Annotated in this window: 15 protein-coding genes and 1 pseudogene; 8 read left to right on the forward strand and 8 right to left on the reverse strand. The window is 54.8% G+C overall.

Annotation, left to right across the window (positions count from 1 at the left end; genetic code table 11):
- The 3 genes and pseudogenes from EH164_RS13030 to selD all read right to left on the reverse strand — a co-directional run bounded on the left by EH164_RS13030 (nt 1) and on the right by selD (nt 2,779).
- Nucleotides 1–1,332 carry a site-specific integrase gene (locus EH164_RS13030; protein ID WP_124968518.1) on the reverse strand — a complete coding sequence of 444 codons (1,332 nt, stop codon included), beginning with the start codon at nt 1,330–1,332 and terminating at the stop codon, nt 1–3.
- 81 nt (nt 1,333–1,413) lie between these two features.
- Nucleotides 1,414–1,731: pseudogene (locus EH164_RS13035) on the reverse strand (toprim domain-containing protein); the annotation flags it as partial.
- Nucleotides 1,732–1,735: 4 nt separating this feature from the next.
- Entirely contained in the window at nt 1,736–2,779 is a 1,044-nt protein-coding gene (gene selD / locus EH164_RS13040) for a selenide, water dikinase SelD (protein ID WP_124968519.1), read from the reverse strand.
- 263 nt (nt 2,780–3,042) lie between these two features.
- Here selD and phoC point away from each other — a divergent pair, with 263 nt between their 5' ends.
- Entirely contained in the window at nt 3,043–3,789 is a 747-nt protein-coding gene (gene phoC, locus EH164_RS13045) for an acid phosphatase PhoC (RefSeq protein WP_124968520.1), read from the forward strand.
- A gap of 99 nt (nt 3,790–3,888) precedes the next feature.
- Here the strand turns inward: phoC and EH164_RS13050 are convergent, their stop codons facing one another.
- Nucleotides 3,889–4,440, reverse strand: a complete 552-nt coding sequence (locus EH164_RS13050; protein WP_023481722.1) for an NAD(P)H nitroreductase — start codon at nt 4,438–4,440, stop codon at nt 3,889–3,891.
- 162 nt (nt 4,441–4,602) lie between these two features.
- Here EH164_RS13050 and sppA point away from each other — a divergent pair, with 162 nt between their 5' ends.
- From sppA to pncA, 3 genes are all read left to right on the forward strand, one after another.
- Nucleotides 4,603–6,456: a signal peptide peptidase SppA gene (gene sppA, locus EH164_RS13055; RefSeq protein ID WP_023481306.1), complete on the forward strand. Its 1,854-nt coding sequence runs from the start codon at nt 4,603–4,605 to the stop codon at nt 6,454–6,456.
- A 63-nt stretch (nt 6,457–6,519) separates the two neighbouring features.
- Complete coding sequence (gene ansA / locus EH164_RS13060; protein ID WP_124968521.1) at nt 6,520–7,536, forward strand: asparaginase; 1,017 nt, start codon at nt 6,520–6,522, stop codon at nt 7,534–7,536.
- Between the two features lie 10 nt (nt 7,537–7,546).
- A complete protein-coding gene (gene pncA / locus EH164_RS13065) occupies nt 7,547–8,188 on the forward strand; it encodes a bifunctional nicotinamidase/pyrazinamidase (RefSeq protein ID WP_124968522.1) in 642 nt (213 codons plus the stop codon).
- A 216-nt stretch (nt 8,189–8,404) separates the two neighbouring features.
- On the opposite strand, the gene EH164_RS13070 is transcribed toward pncA, so the two are convergent.
- Both EH164_RS13070 and msrB read right to left on the reverse strand, forming a co-directional pair.
- A complete protein-coding gene (locus tag EH164_RS13070) occupies nt 8,405–8,680 on the reverse strand; it encodes a YeaC family protein (RefSeq protein ID WP_023481791.1) in 276 nt (91 codons plus the stop codon).
- A 38-nt stretch (nt 8,681–8,718) separates the two neighbouring features.
- The gene (gene msrB, locus EH164_RS13075) at nt 8,719–9,132 is read right to left on the reverse strand and encodes a peptide-methionine (R)-S-oxide reductase MsrB (protein ID WP_054802950.1); all 414 of its coding nucleotides are present in this window, start codon (nt 9,130–9,132) and stop codon (nt 8,719–8,721) included.
- Between the two features lie 342 nt (nt 9,133–9,474).
- Between msrB and gapA the strand changes: the two genes are divergently transcribed.
- Both gapA and EH164_RS13085 read left to right on the forward strand, forming a co-directional pair.
- Nucleotides 9,475–10,470 carry a glyceraldehyde-3-phosphate dehydrogenase gene (gene gapA / locus EH164_RS13080; protein WP_023481291.1) on the forward strand — a complete coding sequence of 332 codons (996 nt, stop codon included), beginning with the start codon at nt 9,475–9,477 and terminating at the stop codon, nt 10,468–10,470.
- 74 nt (nt 10,471–10,544) lie between these two features.
- A complete protein-coding gene (locus EH164_RS13085) occupies nt 10,545–11,429 on the forward strand; it encodes a D-hexose-6-phosphate mutarotase (protein ID WP_124968523.1) in 885 nt (294 codons plus the stop codon).
- Between the two features lie 44 nt (nt 11,430–11,473).
- Here EH164_RS13085 and EH164_RS13090 read toward each other — a convergent pair whose 3' ends face one another.
- Nucleotides 11,474–12,328, reverse strand: a complete 855-nt coding sequence (locus EH164_RS13090) for an aldo/keto reductase (RefSeq protein WP_124968524.1) — start codon at nt 12,326–12,328, stop codon at nt 11,474–11,476.
- Nucleotides 12,329–12,419: 91 nt separating this feature from the next.
- Nucleotides 12,420–13,166, reverse strand: coding sequence for a MipA/OmpV family protein (locus EH164_RS13095; protein WP_124968525.1), 747 nt, complete (start codon nt 13,164–13,166; stop codon nt 12,420–12,422).
- Nucleotides 13,167–13,600: 434 nt separating this feature from the next.
- Between EH164_RS13095 and yeaG the strand changes: the two genes are divergently transcribed.
- Nucleotides 13,601–15,535, forward strand: coding sequence for a protein kinase YeaG (yeaG, locus tag EH164_RS13100; RefSeq protein ID WP_042714617.1), 1,935 nt, complete (start codon nt 13,601–13,603; stop codon nt 15,533–15,535).
- Between the two features lie 68 nt (nt 15,536–15,603).
- Nucleotides 15,604–16,878 carry a YeaH/YhbH family protein gene (locus EH164_RS13105; protein ID WP_124968526.1) on the forward strand — a complete coding sequence of 425 codons (1,275 nt, stop codon included), beginning with the start codon at nt 15,604–15,606 and terminating at the stop codon, nt 16,876–16,878.
- Nucleotides 16,879–17,017 lie beyond the last annotated feature (139 nt).

The following is a 17,017-nucleotide window of genomic DNA, read 5'->3' on the forward strand; positions in this document are numbered from 1 at the left end:
TTATTTATCGCTCTTAAGGATAATATTGATAGCCAGTTCATGTATTTCATTCGCCGTCATCGTCTCCTCCTCGCAGAGTCTAAGGTAGCTCAATAAAGTTGTTCGACTTTTATGCCCCATTACAGATTGCAGGTAATCAAGCGCTTTTCCCTCTTTTAGCCCAGCATTTAGTAATTCCTTCAGCCTTTCCACTGCATAGGTTGAACGTAAATTATGAAATTTATGACTAAAATTGGGTAACTCTTTTCTAACCGCATTTCTGATTTCACCCCAGCGGGCATCCAGTGTTTTTGCCGCATAAGGTTTGCCATTCTGATTTAACAATAGTGGCGGGTTATCTTTGTTTTCAGGGTATAGCTCTTGGTATCTCTTTCTACGCTTAATATATCTGGGTGAATTAATATAATCATACAAGGTCTGCATTAGTTCAGAATGAATCTCAGCGGTGCGTATTGTTCCATTCTTGGTTTCAACACCGTGTTGGGGATCAAGTAGTAAACCATCAGTATTGATAAGATATTTTTTCTTAAGCTGCTCAGCGTTTGGCTTATAAATTTCTTTTGCTCTAAGCGTGATAATTTCTGATCTTCTCAGCCCAGAGTATCGACTTAGTTCAATTGCAAGTTTACATTCATCAGACAATGGCACTTCCTTAAACCCACCTACACTATTTGAAATGCCCATACCACGAATTTTGTATACTGACTCGACAACTTGCCATTCTTTACTGTTTAAGGGAATAAGTTTTCGTGATAACCCAAAATGACGGGTATCACTAGGCAGTTTCAATCTTAAATCCGTAGTATCAACATGAATAAAATGACTTCTCATATATTCTTGAGATGAATTTCTATTTAATCGTACCACTTCATAATTAAAGGGCGGATATGCAAAAAAATGTTCGCGAGCCAGATAGAATTTATAAAAATTAATCACTGATCCCATATAACTGCTAGCAGTGCTCCGTGCCAACTCACCACGTTTGAACATGTCTCGCAAATGCTTACGAAAAGCGTAGGTAGGACGTAATCTGAGAGCTATTGGCATCTCATCCCAAGAGATACCAACATCATGAAGAAAGGTAAAATAATGCAGTAATGCCTGAGCCTGCGTATTGACCTCTTTTTTACGTAAATTAGCCTTCAGATGAATCAGCCAATTATTGGCGACTCTAATACTGCTGCCGTCTTCCGCAAATAATAGCGGAAGCTTTCCTAAATGCTGACCTTCACCTACAAAATTTACCGATAACTCGCCAGTGTTAGTATCAATTTCCCTATTAATCTTCTGGTCAACAACAAAGTCAGGAACTTCCCAAAGAATGATGCTCATACGAGTACCTGCCGGATGATTTCATAAGTTCATAGATTATCTATGTAACAATCTAATTCAATGAGAACATCGTAACAGTACGCGATCCGGGTCACCGGCATGTACCACTTCGTCGGCGTCGGCAAGCAGACGCTTAATAACGTTAATCTGCTTGAGCACCGACGGGCGCGGCTGCAGCTGCCACTTCTCCGGCACGATAGGCAAGTCCGCCAGGTTCCAGCGCGCATAGCGGCTGTCATAGACATCCGGCTGCGCCTGCTCCAGCAGGTGACCAATACACCAGGTCACCACCTGGCCATTACCGCACTCAATGTAGCCGTCGCCTTTGCGATGCGGCTTGGGCAACACATCGGCAATGGCGCGCGCCAGACTGGGCTTTTCGGCAATAAATAACCGCATCGACTTATCGGATCTCAATCATCGGGCGACCGCCGCGGGCGGTAACCAGTTCGCCAATGGCGCTCAGTTCAATGCCGTACTCCGCCGCCGTGGCTTTCACCTGCGCTTCGGCCTCCGGCGTCACCGCCAGCAGCAGACCGCCGGAGGTTTGCGGATCGCAGAGCAGATTGCGCACCGCGTCCGGCATCTCGCCCATCAGGTGGCCGTAGCTGGCAAAGTTACGCTGCGTGCCGCCCGGTACCGCGCCCTGAGCAATATACTCCTCCACGCCTGGCAGCTTTGGCACATCGGCGTAGGTAAGTTGCGCCTGCACGCCCGCGCCCTGGCACATCTCGCTCAGGTGGCCGAGCAGACCAAAACCGGTGACATCGGTCATCGCTTTTACCCCCTCAATATCGGCAAACGCCGCACCGGCGAGGTTCATCCGGCACATCACTTCCGTTGCCAGCCCGACATGCTCCGGCTTAAGCAGCGATTTTTTCTCGGCGGTGGTCAACACGCCAATGCCCAGCGGTTTGGTAAGGAAGAGTTTGCAGCCCGCCTGCGCGGTGCTGTTTTTCTTCACGCGCTCGGTTGGTACCACGCCGGTGACAGCGAGGCCAAAAATCGGCTCCGGCGCGTCAATCGAGTGGCCACCGGCCAGCGCAATGCCCGCCTGCTGGCAGGCAAAACGCCCGCCTTCGATCACTTCGCGGGCAACCTCCGGGGGCAGCTTATCGAGCGGCCAGCCGAGGATAGCGATCGCCATAATCGGTTTGCCGCCCATCGCGAAGACGTCGCTGATGGCATTTGTCGCAGCGATGCGGCCAAAGTCGAAGGGGTTATCGACGATCGGCATAAAAAAGTCAGTGGTGCTGATTACACAGGTGCCATTACCAAGGTCGTAAACCGCGGCGTCGTCACGCGTCTCGTTGCCGACCAGAAGGTTGGGATCGAGGAATTTCGCCTGCTCGCTGTGCAGAATGGTGTCCAGCACTTTGGGGGAAATTTTACATCCGCAACCGGCTCCGTGGCTGTATTGCGTTAAACGAATAGCTTGCTCGCTCATGGAGATCTCCTGTCTTTGCAATGGCGCTATGGTAGCGCCCAAACCGTAAGGTGGTAAGTGTGACTATCCGATTTCGCATCCCGTTGCTCATTAAGCGAACGAAACAGTGGAATCCACTGGTTATATCTTGAGCAATCGCTACCACTAAACTCCACTCAGGCGCGGTTTTGCGATTCACCGCAACGTCATTTCCTAAGAATTATGACAAAAAGATGACAACAGCCACTTATGGCTGTTGCAGTCAAAAATCTAAGGAATCTCTAATGAAAAAAAGCCTTATTACCCTCTGTCTTGCGGGTTTACTTTCTGCCAACGCCTTTGCTCTTGTACCGACTGGAAATGATGCCACCACCAAACCGGATCTCTACTACCTGAAAAACGACCAGGCGATAGATAGCCTCGCGCTGCTGCCACCGCCGCCGGAAGTGGGCAGCATCGCCTTTTTGAACGATCAGGCGATGTATGAGCAGGGTCGTTTACTGCGCAATACCGAGCGCGGCAAGCTTGCCGCAGAAGACGCCAACCTGAGCAGCGGCGGCGTGGCCAATGCCTTCTCCGGCGCGTTCGGTTCTCCGATCACCGAGGAAGATGCGCCGCAGTTGCATAAGCTGCTGACCAATATGATTGAAGATGCGGGCGATCTGGCGACGCGCGGCGCAAAACAGAAGTACATGCGCATCCGGCCTTTCGCCTTCTACAACGTGCCAACCTGCAATACCAAAGATCAGGATGAGCTGTCGAAGAATGGATCTTACCCGTCAGGCCATACCTCGATTGGCTGGGCCACGGCACTGGTGCTGGCGGAAATCAACCCGCAGCGGCAGAACGAGATCCTCAAGCGCGGCTTCGACCTGGGCCAAAGCCGGGTGATTTGTGGTTACCACTGGCAGAGCGACGTGGACGCCGCGCGCGTTGTCGGCTCGGCGGTTGTCGCCACCCTGCACACCAATCCGGCTTTCCAGCAGCAGTTGCAGAAAGCCAAAGAGGAGTTTGCCGCGAGTCATAAGTAACCCTGCTGCCGGATGACGGCAGCGTTTAATCCGGCCTGCAAAACCTGCGTGGTGGCCCAGGCCGGATTAGCGTTTAACGCTATCCGGCAAAAGCGGCACTCAGAAGTGGGTAACGAACGGCGTATGATCCGGCACGGTCACCGTGGTAGAGGCTTTCAGTTGCGGGGTACCGAGGTAGAGGAAGCCAACAACCTGATCCAGTTCACCACAGTTAAATGCCTGGCGAACCTCGGGGCTGTTGGTCAGCGGGCCGGTGCGCCAGATGCCGTTAAAGCCCTGCGCCAGCGCCGCCATCTGCATCGCCATCACCGCACACCCGGCGGAGAGCAACTGCTCCCACTGCGGCACTTTGTGGTGCTCCTGACACTTTGCCACCACGGTGATAATCATCGGGGCACGAAACGGCGAGGTGCGCGCTTTCTCAATGCCCTTTTCATCCTGGCCTGCAGCACGCGCCGCCTGCTCCATCGTCTGGCTGAAGCGCTCGCGCCCTTCCCCTTCAATCACAAAAAAGTGCCACGGTTGCAGCGTGCCGTGGTCTGGCGCACGCATGCCGGCGCGCAGAATGTTATCCAGTTGCTCTCCAGCCGGAGCCGGTTCTGCCAGGCGAGAAGCACTGCGTCGGTTGACGAGAAGTTCAAGTGCGTCCATTAGTTAACCTCTTGTTGTGAAATTTGTTCATAAAATTAACATGGGCGTAGAAATTGTTACAGCGCCGGAGGCGATTCCTGCTGACAAGAGGCAGCGGGATAATTAGGATAACCACACTTTGCCGCTCGGGCAGCGGTGGCCGTTAACTCGCAGGGAGAATACATGCAAACCCTTTGGCGCATTATTGCCGGATTTTTTAAGTGGTGCTGGCGACTGCTGAACTTTACCCGCAACCTGGTGATGAACGTTATCTTCATCGTGTTGATCTTAGTGGCAGTCGGCGTATGGATGCAGATGAGCGACAGCAAAGCGGAGCGCAGCGGGCGCGGCGCGCTGCTGCTGGATATCTCCGGCGTGGTGGTTGATAAAACCTCCGCCAGCGGCCGCCTCGGTGCACTGGGTCGCCAGCTGTTCGGCGCCAGCTCCGATCGTCTGCAGGAGAACTCACTCTTCGATATCGTCGAAACCATCCGTCAGGCACAGCAGGATCGCAACATTACCGGTATTGTGCTCGATCTGAAGAATTTCGCCGGGGCCGATCAGCCCTCAATGCAGTACATCGGTAAAGCGCTGCGCGAATTCCGCGACAGCGGCAAACCGGTCTATGCAGTGGGCGATAACTACAGCCAGGGCCAGTACTACCTTGCGAGCTTTGCCAATAAGATCTGGCTCTCGCCGCAGGGCGTGGTCGATCTGCATGGTTTCGCCACTAACGGCCTCTACTACAAAGCGCTGCTCGACAAACTGAAAGTGACGACCCACGTCTTCCGCGTCGGCACCTACAAATCCGCCGTTGAGCCGTTCATTCGCGACGATATGTCCCCTGCCGCGCGCGAAGCGGACAGCCGCTGGATCGGCGAGCTGTGGCAAAACTACCTTAACACCGTGGCGGCTAACCGCCAGATCACCGCCCAGCAGGTCTTCCCTGGCGCGCAAGCGATGCTCGATGGCCTGCGTAAAGTGGACGGCGATACGGCGAAATATGCGCTGGATAACAAGCTGGTTGATGAGCTGGGCTCTGCCGCCGACGCAGAAAAAGCGATGGTGAAACAGTTTGGCTGGAGCAAGGAAGATAAAAACTTCCGCGCCATCAGCTTCTATGACTATCAAACCAAAACACCGGCCGATGTAGGCGGTACCGTGGCGGTGATCTTCGCCAACGGCGCAATTATGGATGGCGAAGAGACGCCGGGGAACGTGGGCGGTGATACCACCGCGGCGCAGATCCGCGATGCGCGTCTGGATGATAAGGTCAAAGCGATCGTCCTGCGTGTCAACAGCCCGGGCGGCAGCGTTAGCGCCTCCGAGGTGATCCGCGCTGAACTGGCCGCTGCCCGTGCGGCAGGCAAACCAGTTGTCGTTTCGATGGGCGGCATGGCAGCGTCTGGCGGGTACTGGATCTCAACACCAGCCAACTACATTGTTGCCAACCCAAGCACCCTGACCGGCTCTATCGGCATCTTCGGCGTGATCAATACGCTGGAGAACAGCCTCGACAGCATCGGTGTGCATACGGATGGCGTTGCCACTTCGCCGCTGGCGGATGTGAGCATGACCAAAGCGCTGCCTGATGAAGTTCAGCAGATGATGCAGTTGAGCATTGAGAATGGCTATAAGCGCTTTATCACGCTGGTGGCGAAGTCGCGCAACAGCACGCCGGAGCAGGTAGATAAAATCGCACAGGGCCACGTCTGGACCGGTCAGGATGCGAAAAACAACGGTCTGGTCGATGCGCTGGGCGACTTTGATGACGCGATTGCTAAAGCCGCAGAGCTGGCGAAGCTGAAACAGTGGCATGTTGATTACTACGAAGAGGAGCCAGGCTTACTGGATCGCGTGGTGGACAGCATGACCGGCTCGGTGCGCGCGATGCTGCCGCAGGCGTTGCAGGCTTATCTGCCGGCTCCGCTGGCCAGCGCAGCGCAGGAAGTGAAAGCCGAAACGGATAAACTGGCGGTGTTTAACGATCCGCAGAACCGTTATGCGCTGTGCCTGAACTGCGCCACCGTTCGCTAATTTTTCCTTACGCATCCCCTCCGCCGGAGGGGATTTTTTTGATTCAGTCAGAACCTACTTACCATGCAAAAAAAATCCATTTACGTAGCCTACACGGGCGGCACCATCGGCATGCAGCGTTCAGAGCATGGCTATGTGCCGGTTTCCGGTCATCTGCAACGCCAGCTGGCGCTGATGCCTGAGTTCCATCGCCCGGAGATGCCCGACTTCACCATCCACGAATATGCCCCGCTGATGGACTCCTCCGATATGACGCCGGAAGACTGGCAGCATATTGCGGATGATGTGAAAACGCACTACGACGAGTATGACGGTTTCGTGATCCTGCACGGCACCGACACCATGGCCTACACCGCGTCCGCGCTGTCGTTTATGCTGGAAAACCTCGGCAAGCCGGTTATTGTGACAGGGTCACAAATTCCGCTGGCGGAGCTGCGCTCCGACGGGCAGATCAACCTGCTTAACGCGCTCTATGTAGCGGCGAATTTCCCGATTAACGAAGTGACCCTCTTTTTCAACAACCGTCTCTATCGTGGCAACCGCACCACTAAAGCCCACGCGGATGGTTTTGATGCTTTTGCCTCACCGAATCTCTCGCCGTTGCTGGAAGCGGGTATTCATATTCGCCGTCTCGGCACGCCGCCCGCGCCGAGCACCGTGGGCGAACTGATCGTTCATCCGATCACCCCGCAACCGATTGGCGTGGTCACTATCTACCCGGGTATTTCTGCCGATGTGGTGCGTAACTTCCTGCTGCAGCCGGTAAAAGCGCTGATCCTGCGCTCCTATGGCGTCGGCAATGCGCCGCAAAACCGCGAGTTTCTTAAGGCACTGCAGGAAGCGAGCGAGCGCGGCATCGTGGTCGTCAACCTGACCCAGTGCATGTCCGGTAAGGTCAATATGGGCGGTTATGCTACCGGTAACGCCCTCGCCCATGCAGGCGTGATTGGCGGCGCGGATATGACGGTCGAGGCGACGCTGACTAAACTGCACTATCTGTTAAGTCAGGATCTGGACGCGAATGCGATCCGCACCGCGATGACGCAAAACCTGCGCGGTGAACTGACGCCGGACGAGTAAGGAGTTGACGATGAAAGCACGCGCTCTGCTGTTGGTCGATCTGCAAAACGATTTTTGTGCCGGTGGCGCGCTGGCCGTCGCGGGCGGCGACAGCACCGTGGATGTGGCAAACACCCTGATCCCGTGGTTTAAAAGCCGCGGCGAGCCGGTGCTGACCAGTATGGACTGGCATCCGGCGAATCACGGCAGTTTCGCCAGCCAGCACGGCGTTGAGCCGTTTGTCACCGGCGAGCTGGAGGGGCTGGCGCAGACTTTCTGGCCCGATCACTGTGTGCAAGGGAGCGAGGGCGCGGCGCTGCATCCGCTGCTCGATCGGCAGGCCATCGATGCGGTGTTCCACAAAGGGGAAAATCCGCGTATCGACAGCTACAGCGCCTTTTTCGATAACGGCCACCGTCAGCAGACGGGGCTTCACGATTGGTTGCAGGCGCATGGCATTCGCGAACTGGTGGTAATGGGTTTAGCCACCGATTATTGCGTGAAGTTTACGGTGCAGGATGCGCTACAGCTTGGGTATGAGGTGAATGTGATCACCGACGGCTGCCGCGGCGTAAACCTGCATGCCGACGACAGCGCGCAGGCGTTTATGGCGATGGCAAGCGGTGGCGCAACGCTCTATACGCTGGCGGACTGGTTGGAGACGCAGGGATAAGCGTTGCTGATTTCCGCGCGCTGCCTGATGGCGGCTGCGCCTTATCAGGCCTACAAAAGCGTGGCACTCCGTAGGCCGGATAAGGCGTTTACGCCGCCATCCGGCAATCCGCTTCGGAGCCCAAAACCTGCCTGATGGCGTTGCACTTATCAGGCCTGCAAAAGCGTGCGAACCCGTAGGCCGGATAAGGCGTTTACGCCGCCATCCGGCAGATCGTCAGGATTTGAAGGTGGCGATCGGTTTGGGCGTGATGCCAAACTCCTCTTTCAGCTGCTGTTTGCTCTTCATCACCATTTGTCCGTTGGTATCGATGGTCATATGCTGCGCCTGCACGTTATTGCGCGCCTGCCATAACATCACCAGTTGCAGACTGTTCTCTTTCTGCTCCGGCGTCAGCGCCACGCCGTCGGGCCATTTTCCCAGCTCAACTGCCGTTGCCAGACGCTGGTAGATCTCCGGCGTCATGTTGCTCACGATCTCATCAATATTCATCTTACTCTGCTCTCTGGAATAATCGCTGAATCGATTTTTCAACCGCGGGTCTGGTCGCCATTCTCTTCATCGGTGAAGCTCAGCGACGCGGAGTTGACGCAATAACGCTCGCCGGTTGGCTGCGGGCCGTCCGGGAAAACGTGCCCCAGATGCGCATCGCACTTACCGCAGCGGATTTCCACCCGCTGCATGCCGTGGGAGTAATCATTGATATAACGAATCGCCTCTTCGCTCACCGGCTCGTAGAAGCTCGGCCAGCCGCAGCCAGAATCATACTTGGTCTCGGCGCTGAAGAGCGCGGCATCGCACACCAGGCAGTGGTAAACGCCATCGCGCTTGTTGTGCAGCAGGCGTCCGCTAAACGGCGGCTCGGTGCCATGATTTTGCGTTACGTAGAACTGCATTTCGGTCAGATCGTTTTTCAGATCGTCCTGGGAAGAATTATTCGCCATTTGTTTACATCTCGCGGTCATGATTCGACAACTTATCAGCCTGATTCTAACAAAACATTAACACTCAGGGCTCGACTTTTGTTCTAAACTTAGCAGTTGCGATAAAGCAGCCAGGGAATTGTGATGAGTCTCACACTTTTATCTTTAGTGACCTTTAAAATCTTGGGCGGCACCCCATATGGGGAAGATGCTCAAAGGGAAAGTGAGATTAATCAGTCTGACCACGGACATGCGGATGATTGATTTGTCGCAATGATTGACACGATTCCGCTTGACGCTGCGTAAGGTTTTTGTAATTTTACAGCCAACCTTTTATTCACTAACAAATAGCTGGTGGAATATATGACTATCAAAGTAGGTATCAACGGTTTTGGCCGTATCGGTCGCATTGTTTTCCGTGCTGCTCAAGAGCGTTCTGACATCGAAATCGTTGGTATCAACGATCTGTTAGATGCGGATTACATGGCGTACATGCTGAAGTACGACTCCACTCACGGTCGTTTCAACGGCACCGTTGAAGTGAAAGACGGCCACCTGGTTGTTAACGGCAAAACCATCCGTGTTACTGCTGAGAAAGACCCGGCTAACCTGAAGTGGAACGAAATCGGCGTTGACGTTGTTGCTGAAGCTACCGGTATCTTCCTGACCGACGAAACTGCTCGTAAGCACATCACTGCCGGCGCGAAAAAAGTTGTTCTGACCGGTCCGTCCAAAGACAACACCCCGATGTTCGTGCGTGGCGCTAACTTCGAGAAATATGCAGGCCAGGACATCGTTTCCAACGCTTCCTGCACCACCAACTGCCTGGCTCCGCTGGCGAAAGTTATCAACGACAACTTCGGCATCATCGAAGGTCTGATGACCACCGTTCACGCGACCACCGCAACTCAGAAAACCGTTGATGGCCCGTCTCACAAAGACTGGCGCGGCGGCCGCGGCGCAGCTCAGAACATCATCCCGTCCTCTACCGGCGCTGCTAAAGCAGTAGGTAAAGTTCTGCCGGAACTGAACGGCAAACTGACCGGTATGGCGTTCCGCGTTCCGACTCCGAACGTATCTGTTGTTGACCTGACCGTTCGTCTGGAAAAAGCAGCGTCCTACGAAGAGATCAAGAAAGCCATCAAAGCCGCTTCTGAAGGCGAAATGAAAGGCGTTCTGGGTTACACCGAAGACGACGTTGTTTCTACCGATTTCAACGGCGAAGTTTGCACTTCCGTGTTCGATGCTAAAGCAGGTATCGCACTGAACGACAACTTCGTGAAACTGGTCTCCTGGTACGACAACGAAACCGGCTACTCTAACAAAGTTCTGGATCTGATCGCTCACATCTCCAAATAAGTTGAGATGGTAAGCTTTCTGAAAGGGCGACTTCGGTCGCTCTTTTTTTGTTTTGAAGACAGAGGATTGCGTTAATGATTAATAAAATTTTTGCACTTCCGGTAGTCGAACAAATCACGCCGACGCTCTCGCGCCGCACGCTGGATGAACTCGACGTGCTGGTTGTCGATCATCCGCAGGTCAAAGCCGCGTTTGCTTACCAGGGCGCGCACCTGCTGTGCTGGAAACCGCAGGGTGAAGAAGAGGTGCTGTGGCTGAGCGGCAATACGCCGTTTAAAGAGGGTGTGGCGATCCGTGGCGGTGTGCCGATTTGCTGGCCGTGGTTCGGCCCGGCGAAGGAGCAGGGTCTGCCGGCGCACGGTTTTGCCCGCAACCTGCCGTGGGCGTTGCAGGCGCATAACGAAGATGAGAGCAGCGTAGTGCTGACCTTCGAACTGCAAAGCAGCGACGCGTCGCGCCAGCACTGGCCGCACGACTTCACCCTCTTCGCCCGCTTCAAACTGGCAGCAACCTGCGAAATGGAGCTGGAAGCGCACGGTGAGTTTGAAACCACCTCTGCGCTGCACACCTACTTCAACGTTGGCGATATTGCGGACGTTAAAGTAAGCGGCCTGGGCGATCGCTTTATCGATAAAGTGAACGACGCCAAAGAGGATGTGCTGACCGACGGCGTGCAGACCTTTCCGGATCGCGTCGACCGCGTCTACCTCAACGCCGAAGGATGTAGCCTGATCCATGATGCGAAGCTGAACCGCGCGATTGAAGTGACCCATCACCACAATGCCAACGTCGTTGCCTGGAACCCGGGCCCGGCGCTCTCTGTCAGCATGGCCGACATGCCGGATGATGGCTACAAAACTTTCGTCTGCGTCGAGTCGGTCAATGCGACCGTGGCGCAGAAAGCGAGCGAAGAGAAGCCCTCCCGCCTCGCGCAGACCATCCGCGTCGTTAAACGCTGATCGCCCTGCCTCCCCTCTCCCGTCGGGAGAGGGAATTGCCTGCCTTACACCACATCAAGCGCGGTTTTGCCCTTCGGTGCCGGAAACGCCGCGTCCAGCTGTTGCATTTCCTCTTCACTGAGCACAATAGCGAGCGCTGCGGCATTCTCTTCCACATGCTTAATGCTCGATGCTTTCGGAATCGCCATCACGCCCTGATGATGAATAACCCACGCCAGTAAGATTTGCGCCGCGCTGGCGCGATGCGCTTCGGCAATCTGCTGCACCACGCTGTTTTCCATCAGACCGTCGCGCAGCCGACCGGCCTGCGCCAGCGGGCAGTAGGCCATTACCGGCATCGCCTGCTGCTGACACCACGGCAGCAGATCGTATTCAATGCCGCGCGAAGCCAGGTGATAGAGCACCTGATTGGTGGCGCAGGCATCACCGCCGCTCACCTGCATCAGCTCCTGCATATCGCTGTAATCGAGATTGGAGACACCCCAGCGGCGAATTTTCCCCTGCTGGATAAGTTTCTCCATCACCTCAACGGTTTCCGCCAGCGAATAGTTCCCGCGCCAGTGCAGCAGATAGAGATCGAGCGCGTCGGTTTTCAGCCGTCGCAGGCTCGCTTCGCAAGCGGCAATCGCCTTCTCACCTCCCGCGTTCCACGGATAGACTTTCGATACCAGAAACACCTTATCGCGCAGGCCGCCCTGCAACGCTTCGCCAACCACCTCTTCTGCCGCGCCATCGGCGTACATCTCCGCGGTGTCGATAAGCGTCAGGCCAAGATCGATGCCCGCGCGTAGTGCAGAAACCTCCTGCTGCCGGGCGTGGGCGTTTTCACCCATATACCATGTGCCCTGCCCGATAGCGGGTAGAACCTTGCCGCCGAGCCGTACCGTTTTCTCTGCCATCTTCTCCTCCTCGGTTGAACGCACCACCATAAAACAAAACAGGGCCATAGGCCCTGTTGGATTGCACAACATGCACTGTAGACGTGCACAATCAGAAGCGGTAGGTCACCCCCGTTGAGAGCAGGCCGGACCAGGATTTATCCACCATCGGGCTGTCTTTGATCTCATCAGAGAGGTGCGAGTAGCGGCCGGTGCCGTAAATGCTCCAGTTGTCGGCAAAACGATAGCTGACGGTCAGCTCGAGGTACGGATCCCAGCTGCTGTCCGGATCGTAGCTCGACAGCCCGCTGCGGCGCGATTCTGAACGCGATACGCCGTAGTAGTATTCGTTCTGGTTATCGCTGCTCCACTCGACGCCGATACCCGGCGTCACGGTCAGACCGCCGTTGGTGTAGTTGTAGAGCCAGGCCAGATCCCACACCACGCCATTGCTGTTATCCAGCACGTCACCGGCAAGGGTGGTGCGCAGGAAGCCATACTGCGTGTTATGGATATAGCTTAAACCGGCCATTGCCGTCGATTTGCGGCGATCGAGCTGGCGCAGCTGAATGTTGTCGCTATCTTTCGGCTTGAACTGCCAGGGTGAATAGAAAGCCATCACCGACAGTTTGTCCGCTTCGTCATTCCATAAGTAGTAGCCGCCGCCGATGCCGCGGAACCAGAAGTCATCGCTCTCATAAGTCACAACCGGAAGCGGCGTTACGCGCGTGTCGTACTCCTTATAAGGAGACTCCATCACGCCCACACCCGCACCGAGAGAAAAATTGCTTTCTGCATTGGCCGCGCAGGCAGAGATCGCCGTCACTACGCCCAGTGCCAGGAGTTTGAATTTGGTCACAGTCCTTTCTTTCCTGTTCGTCAAATAATTGGCGGATGAAGTGTAGTCGCCCCGCGCACCCCGCCCAACTCTTTTTGTCTGAAGATTACAAAAAATTAACTTTCTACTCTGAAGCGGAGTTATGACACTCCCATTACAGCGTTATGAAACAACGATGAAAGCGCTGGCTGCGGCTTATGACAAAAACAGGATTTTTAGGATGAGTTATTGATATGCCATTGAAATTGGTTTTGGGGCGCATGCAAGATTTGCAAAGCCTTCTACGCTTAAATTAAGAAGATGATTTACCTGATCCGCGCTCAGTTGTTGGCATGCAACCTGGCACAAGGGTTGCTCGGTGACTAAAAGCGTCGTTCAGCTAACGCTTCCGGGAGCCTCCATTACTCATACGAACGGCTCTTAACCTGTGCTAAAAAACGAAAGGACGGCATGCCATGAATATATTCGATCACTATCGCCAGCGCTATGAAGCTGCCAAGGACGAAGAGTTCACACTGCAGGAGTTTCTTGCCATCTGTAAGCAAGATCGCAGTGCCTATGCTAACGCGGCAGAACGGCTATTGATGGCCATTGGTGAGCCCGTGATGGTTGACACCGCTCAGGAGCCACGGCTTTCCCGTCTCTTTTCGAACCGGGTTATCGGACGCTACCCGGCGTTTGAAGAGTTCTATGGTATGGAAGAAGCTATCGAGCAGATTGTCTCCTACCTCAAGCACGCCGCGCAGGGGCTTGAGGAGAAGAAACAGATCCTCTATCTGCTCGGCCCGGTCGGGGGCGGTAAATCCTCGCTGGCTGAACGCCTGAAATCCTTAATGCAGCGCGTGCCAATCTACGTGCTGAGCGCCAACGGCGAGCGCAGCCCGGTCAACGACCATCCCCTGTGCCTGTTTAACCCGCAGGAAGATGCGCAGATCCTCGAAAAAGAGTACAGCGTGCCGCGCCGCTATCTCGGCACCATTATGTCGCCGTGGGCGGCAAAACGGCTGCATGAGTTTGGCGGCGATATCAGTAAATTCCGCGTCGTCAAAGTGTGGCCGTCGATTCTGGAGCAGATCGCCATCGCCAAAACCGAACCGGGCGATGAGAACAACCAGGATATCTCCGCGCTGGTGGGTAAAGTCGACATTCGTAAACTGGAAAACCACGCGCAAAACGACCCGGACGCCTACGGTTACTCCGGCGCGCTCTGCCGCGCCAACCAGGGGGTGATGGAGTTCGTAGAGATGTTTAAAGCGCCGATCAAGGTGCTGCACCCGCTATTGACCGCCACCCAGGAGGGGAACTACAACGGCACCGAAGGGATCTCCGCCCTGCCGTTTAACGGCATCATTCTTGCTCACTCCAACGAATCGGAGTGGGTGCAGTTCCGTAACAACAAAAACAACGAGGCGTTCCTCGACCGTGTTTACATCGTCAAGGTGCCTTACTGCCTGCGCATCTCGGAAGAGATGAAGATTTACGAAAAGCTGCTCAACCACTCTGAGCTTTCCCATGCGCCGTGTGCGCCGGGGACGCTTGAAACGCTGGCGCGCTTCTCTATTCTCTCGCGCCTGAAAGAGCCGGAAAACTCCAGCATCTACTCCAAAATGCGCGTCTATGACGGCGAGAGTTTGAAAGATACCGATCCGAAAGCGAAATCCTATCAGGAGTACCGTGATTACGCCGGTGTCGATGAAGGGATGAACGGCCTTTCAACGCGTTTCGCCTTTAAGATCCTCTCGCGGGTGTTCAACTTCGACCATGTGGAAGTGGCGGCCAACCCGGTGCATCTCTTCTATGTGCTGGAGCAGCAGATTGAGCGCGAACAGTTCCCGCAGGAGCAGGCCGAGCGCTATCTCGAGTTCCTCAAAGGCTACCTGATCCCGAAATACGCCGAGTTTATCGGGAAAGAGATCCAGACCGCTTATCTCGAATCCTACTCGGAGTATGGGCAGAACATTTTCGACCGTTATGTCACCTATGCCGATTTCTGGATTCAGGATCAGGAGTACCGCGATCCCGATACCGGACAGCTGTTTGACCGTGAGTCCCTTAATGCGGAGCTAGAGAAGATTGAGAAACCGGCCGGGATCAGTAACCCGAAAGATTTCCGTAACGAGATCGTCAACTTCGTGCTGCGCGCCCGCGCCAATAATAGCGGCCGCAACCCGAACTGGACCAGTTACGAAAAACTGCGCACGGTTATCGAGAAGAAAATGTTCTCTAATACCGAAGAGTTGCTGCCGGTCATCTCCTTTAACGCCAAAACCTCGACCGACGAGCAGAAAAAACATGATGACTTTGTCGACCGCATGATGGAGAAAGGTTATACCCGCAAGCAGGTGCGCCTGCTGTGCGAATGGTATCTGCGGGTTCGTAAATCCTCATAACAGCACCACCCCGGCCGCGCCCCGTGCGCGGTCTGTTGCAAAGTTGGCATACGCAGCGGGAGGGAACTATGACCTGGTTCATTGACCGGCGTCTGAACGGCAAAAACAAGAGCGCGGTGAACCGCCAGCGCTTCTTACGCCGTTACAAAGCGCAAATAAAGCAGTCCATTTCCGGGGCGATCAACAAACGATCGGTCACGGATGTCGAGAGCGGCGAGTCTGTCTCAATCCCGACGGAAGATATTAGCGAACCGATGTTCCACCAGGGGCGCGGCGGCTTACGCCATCGCGTTCACCCGGGGAACGACCATTTTGTGCCCAACGATCGCATCGAACGTCCGCAGGGCGGCGGTGGTGGCGGAGGCAGCGGCCAGGGCGACGCCAGCCAGGATGGTGAAGGCCAGGATGAGTTTGTTTTTCAGATCTCGAAAGATGAGTATCTCGATCTGCTGTTTGAAGATCTCGCCCTGCCGAACCTGCAAAAAAACCAGCAGCGTCAGATGAACGAGTACAAAACGCACCGCGCCGGGTATACCGCCAACGGTGTACCGGCAAACATCAGCGTTGTGCGATCCCTGCAAAACTCCCTTGCTCGCCGCACGGCAATGACTGCCGGCAAGCGCCGCGAATTGCGCGAGCTGGAGAGCAATCTGGAGACCGTCGCCAAAAGCGAGCCAGCGCAACTGCTGGAGGAGGAGCGTCTGCGCAAAGAGATTGCCGAGCTACGGGCAAAAATCGAGCGCGTACCCTTTATCGACACCTTCGACTTACGCTACAAAAACTACGAAAAACGCCCGGAGCCCTCCAGCCAGGCGGTGATGTTCTGCCTGATGGATGTTTCCGGCTCGATGGATCAGGCCACCAAAGATATGGCCAAACGCTTCTATATCCTGCTCTATCTCTTCCTGAGCCGGACCTATAAAAACGTTGAAGTGGTCTATATCCGCCACCACACGCAGGCGAAAGAGGTGGATGAACATGAGTTCTTCTACTCGCAGGAGACGGGCGGCACTATTGTCTCCAGCGCCCTGAAACTGATGGATGAAGTGGTGAAGGAGCGCTACGACCCTGGGCAGTGGAATATCTACGCTGCGCAGGCCTCCGATGGTGATAACTGGGCGGATGACTCACCGCTGTGTCATGAAATTCTGGCGAAGAAGATCCTGCCGGTGGTGCGTTACTACAGCTATATCGAGATCACCCGTCGGGCGCACCAGACGCTCTGGCGCGAGTATGAACATCTGCAAACGATGTTTGATAATTTCGCCATCCAGCATATTCGCGACCAGGATGATATCTACCCGGTATTCCGTGAACTTTTCCATAAGCAAAATGCAAATTAAGGTATATCTCGCATACAAATCAGCCAGTTAAATAGCTTCCACTGGCTGGTTTCCTCATGTTTAAGCACCAAAAAAATGTCTAACAATATCAAAATCTTACTTGTTGATATGGGGGTTTTGGAATTAAACCGGGGATTTT

This window comes from Kosakonia sp. CCTCC M2018092, from assembly GCF_003864115.1.
In the GTDB taxonomy this organism is placed as follows: domain Bacteria; phylum Pseudomonadota; class Gammaproteobacteria; order Enterobacterales; family Enterobacteriaceae; genus Kosakonia; species Kosakonia cowanii.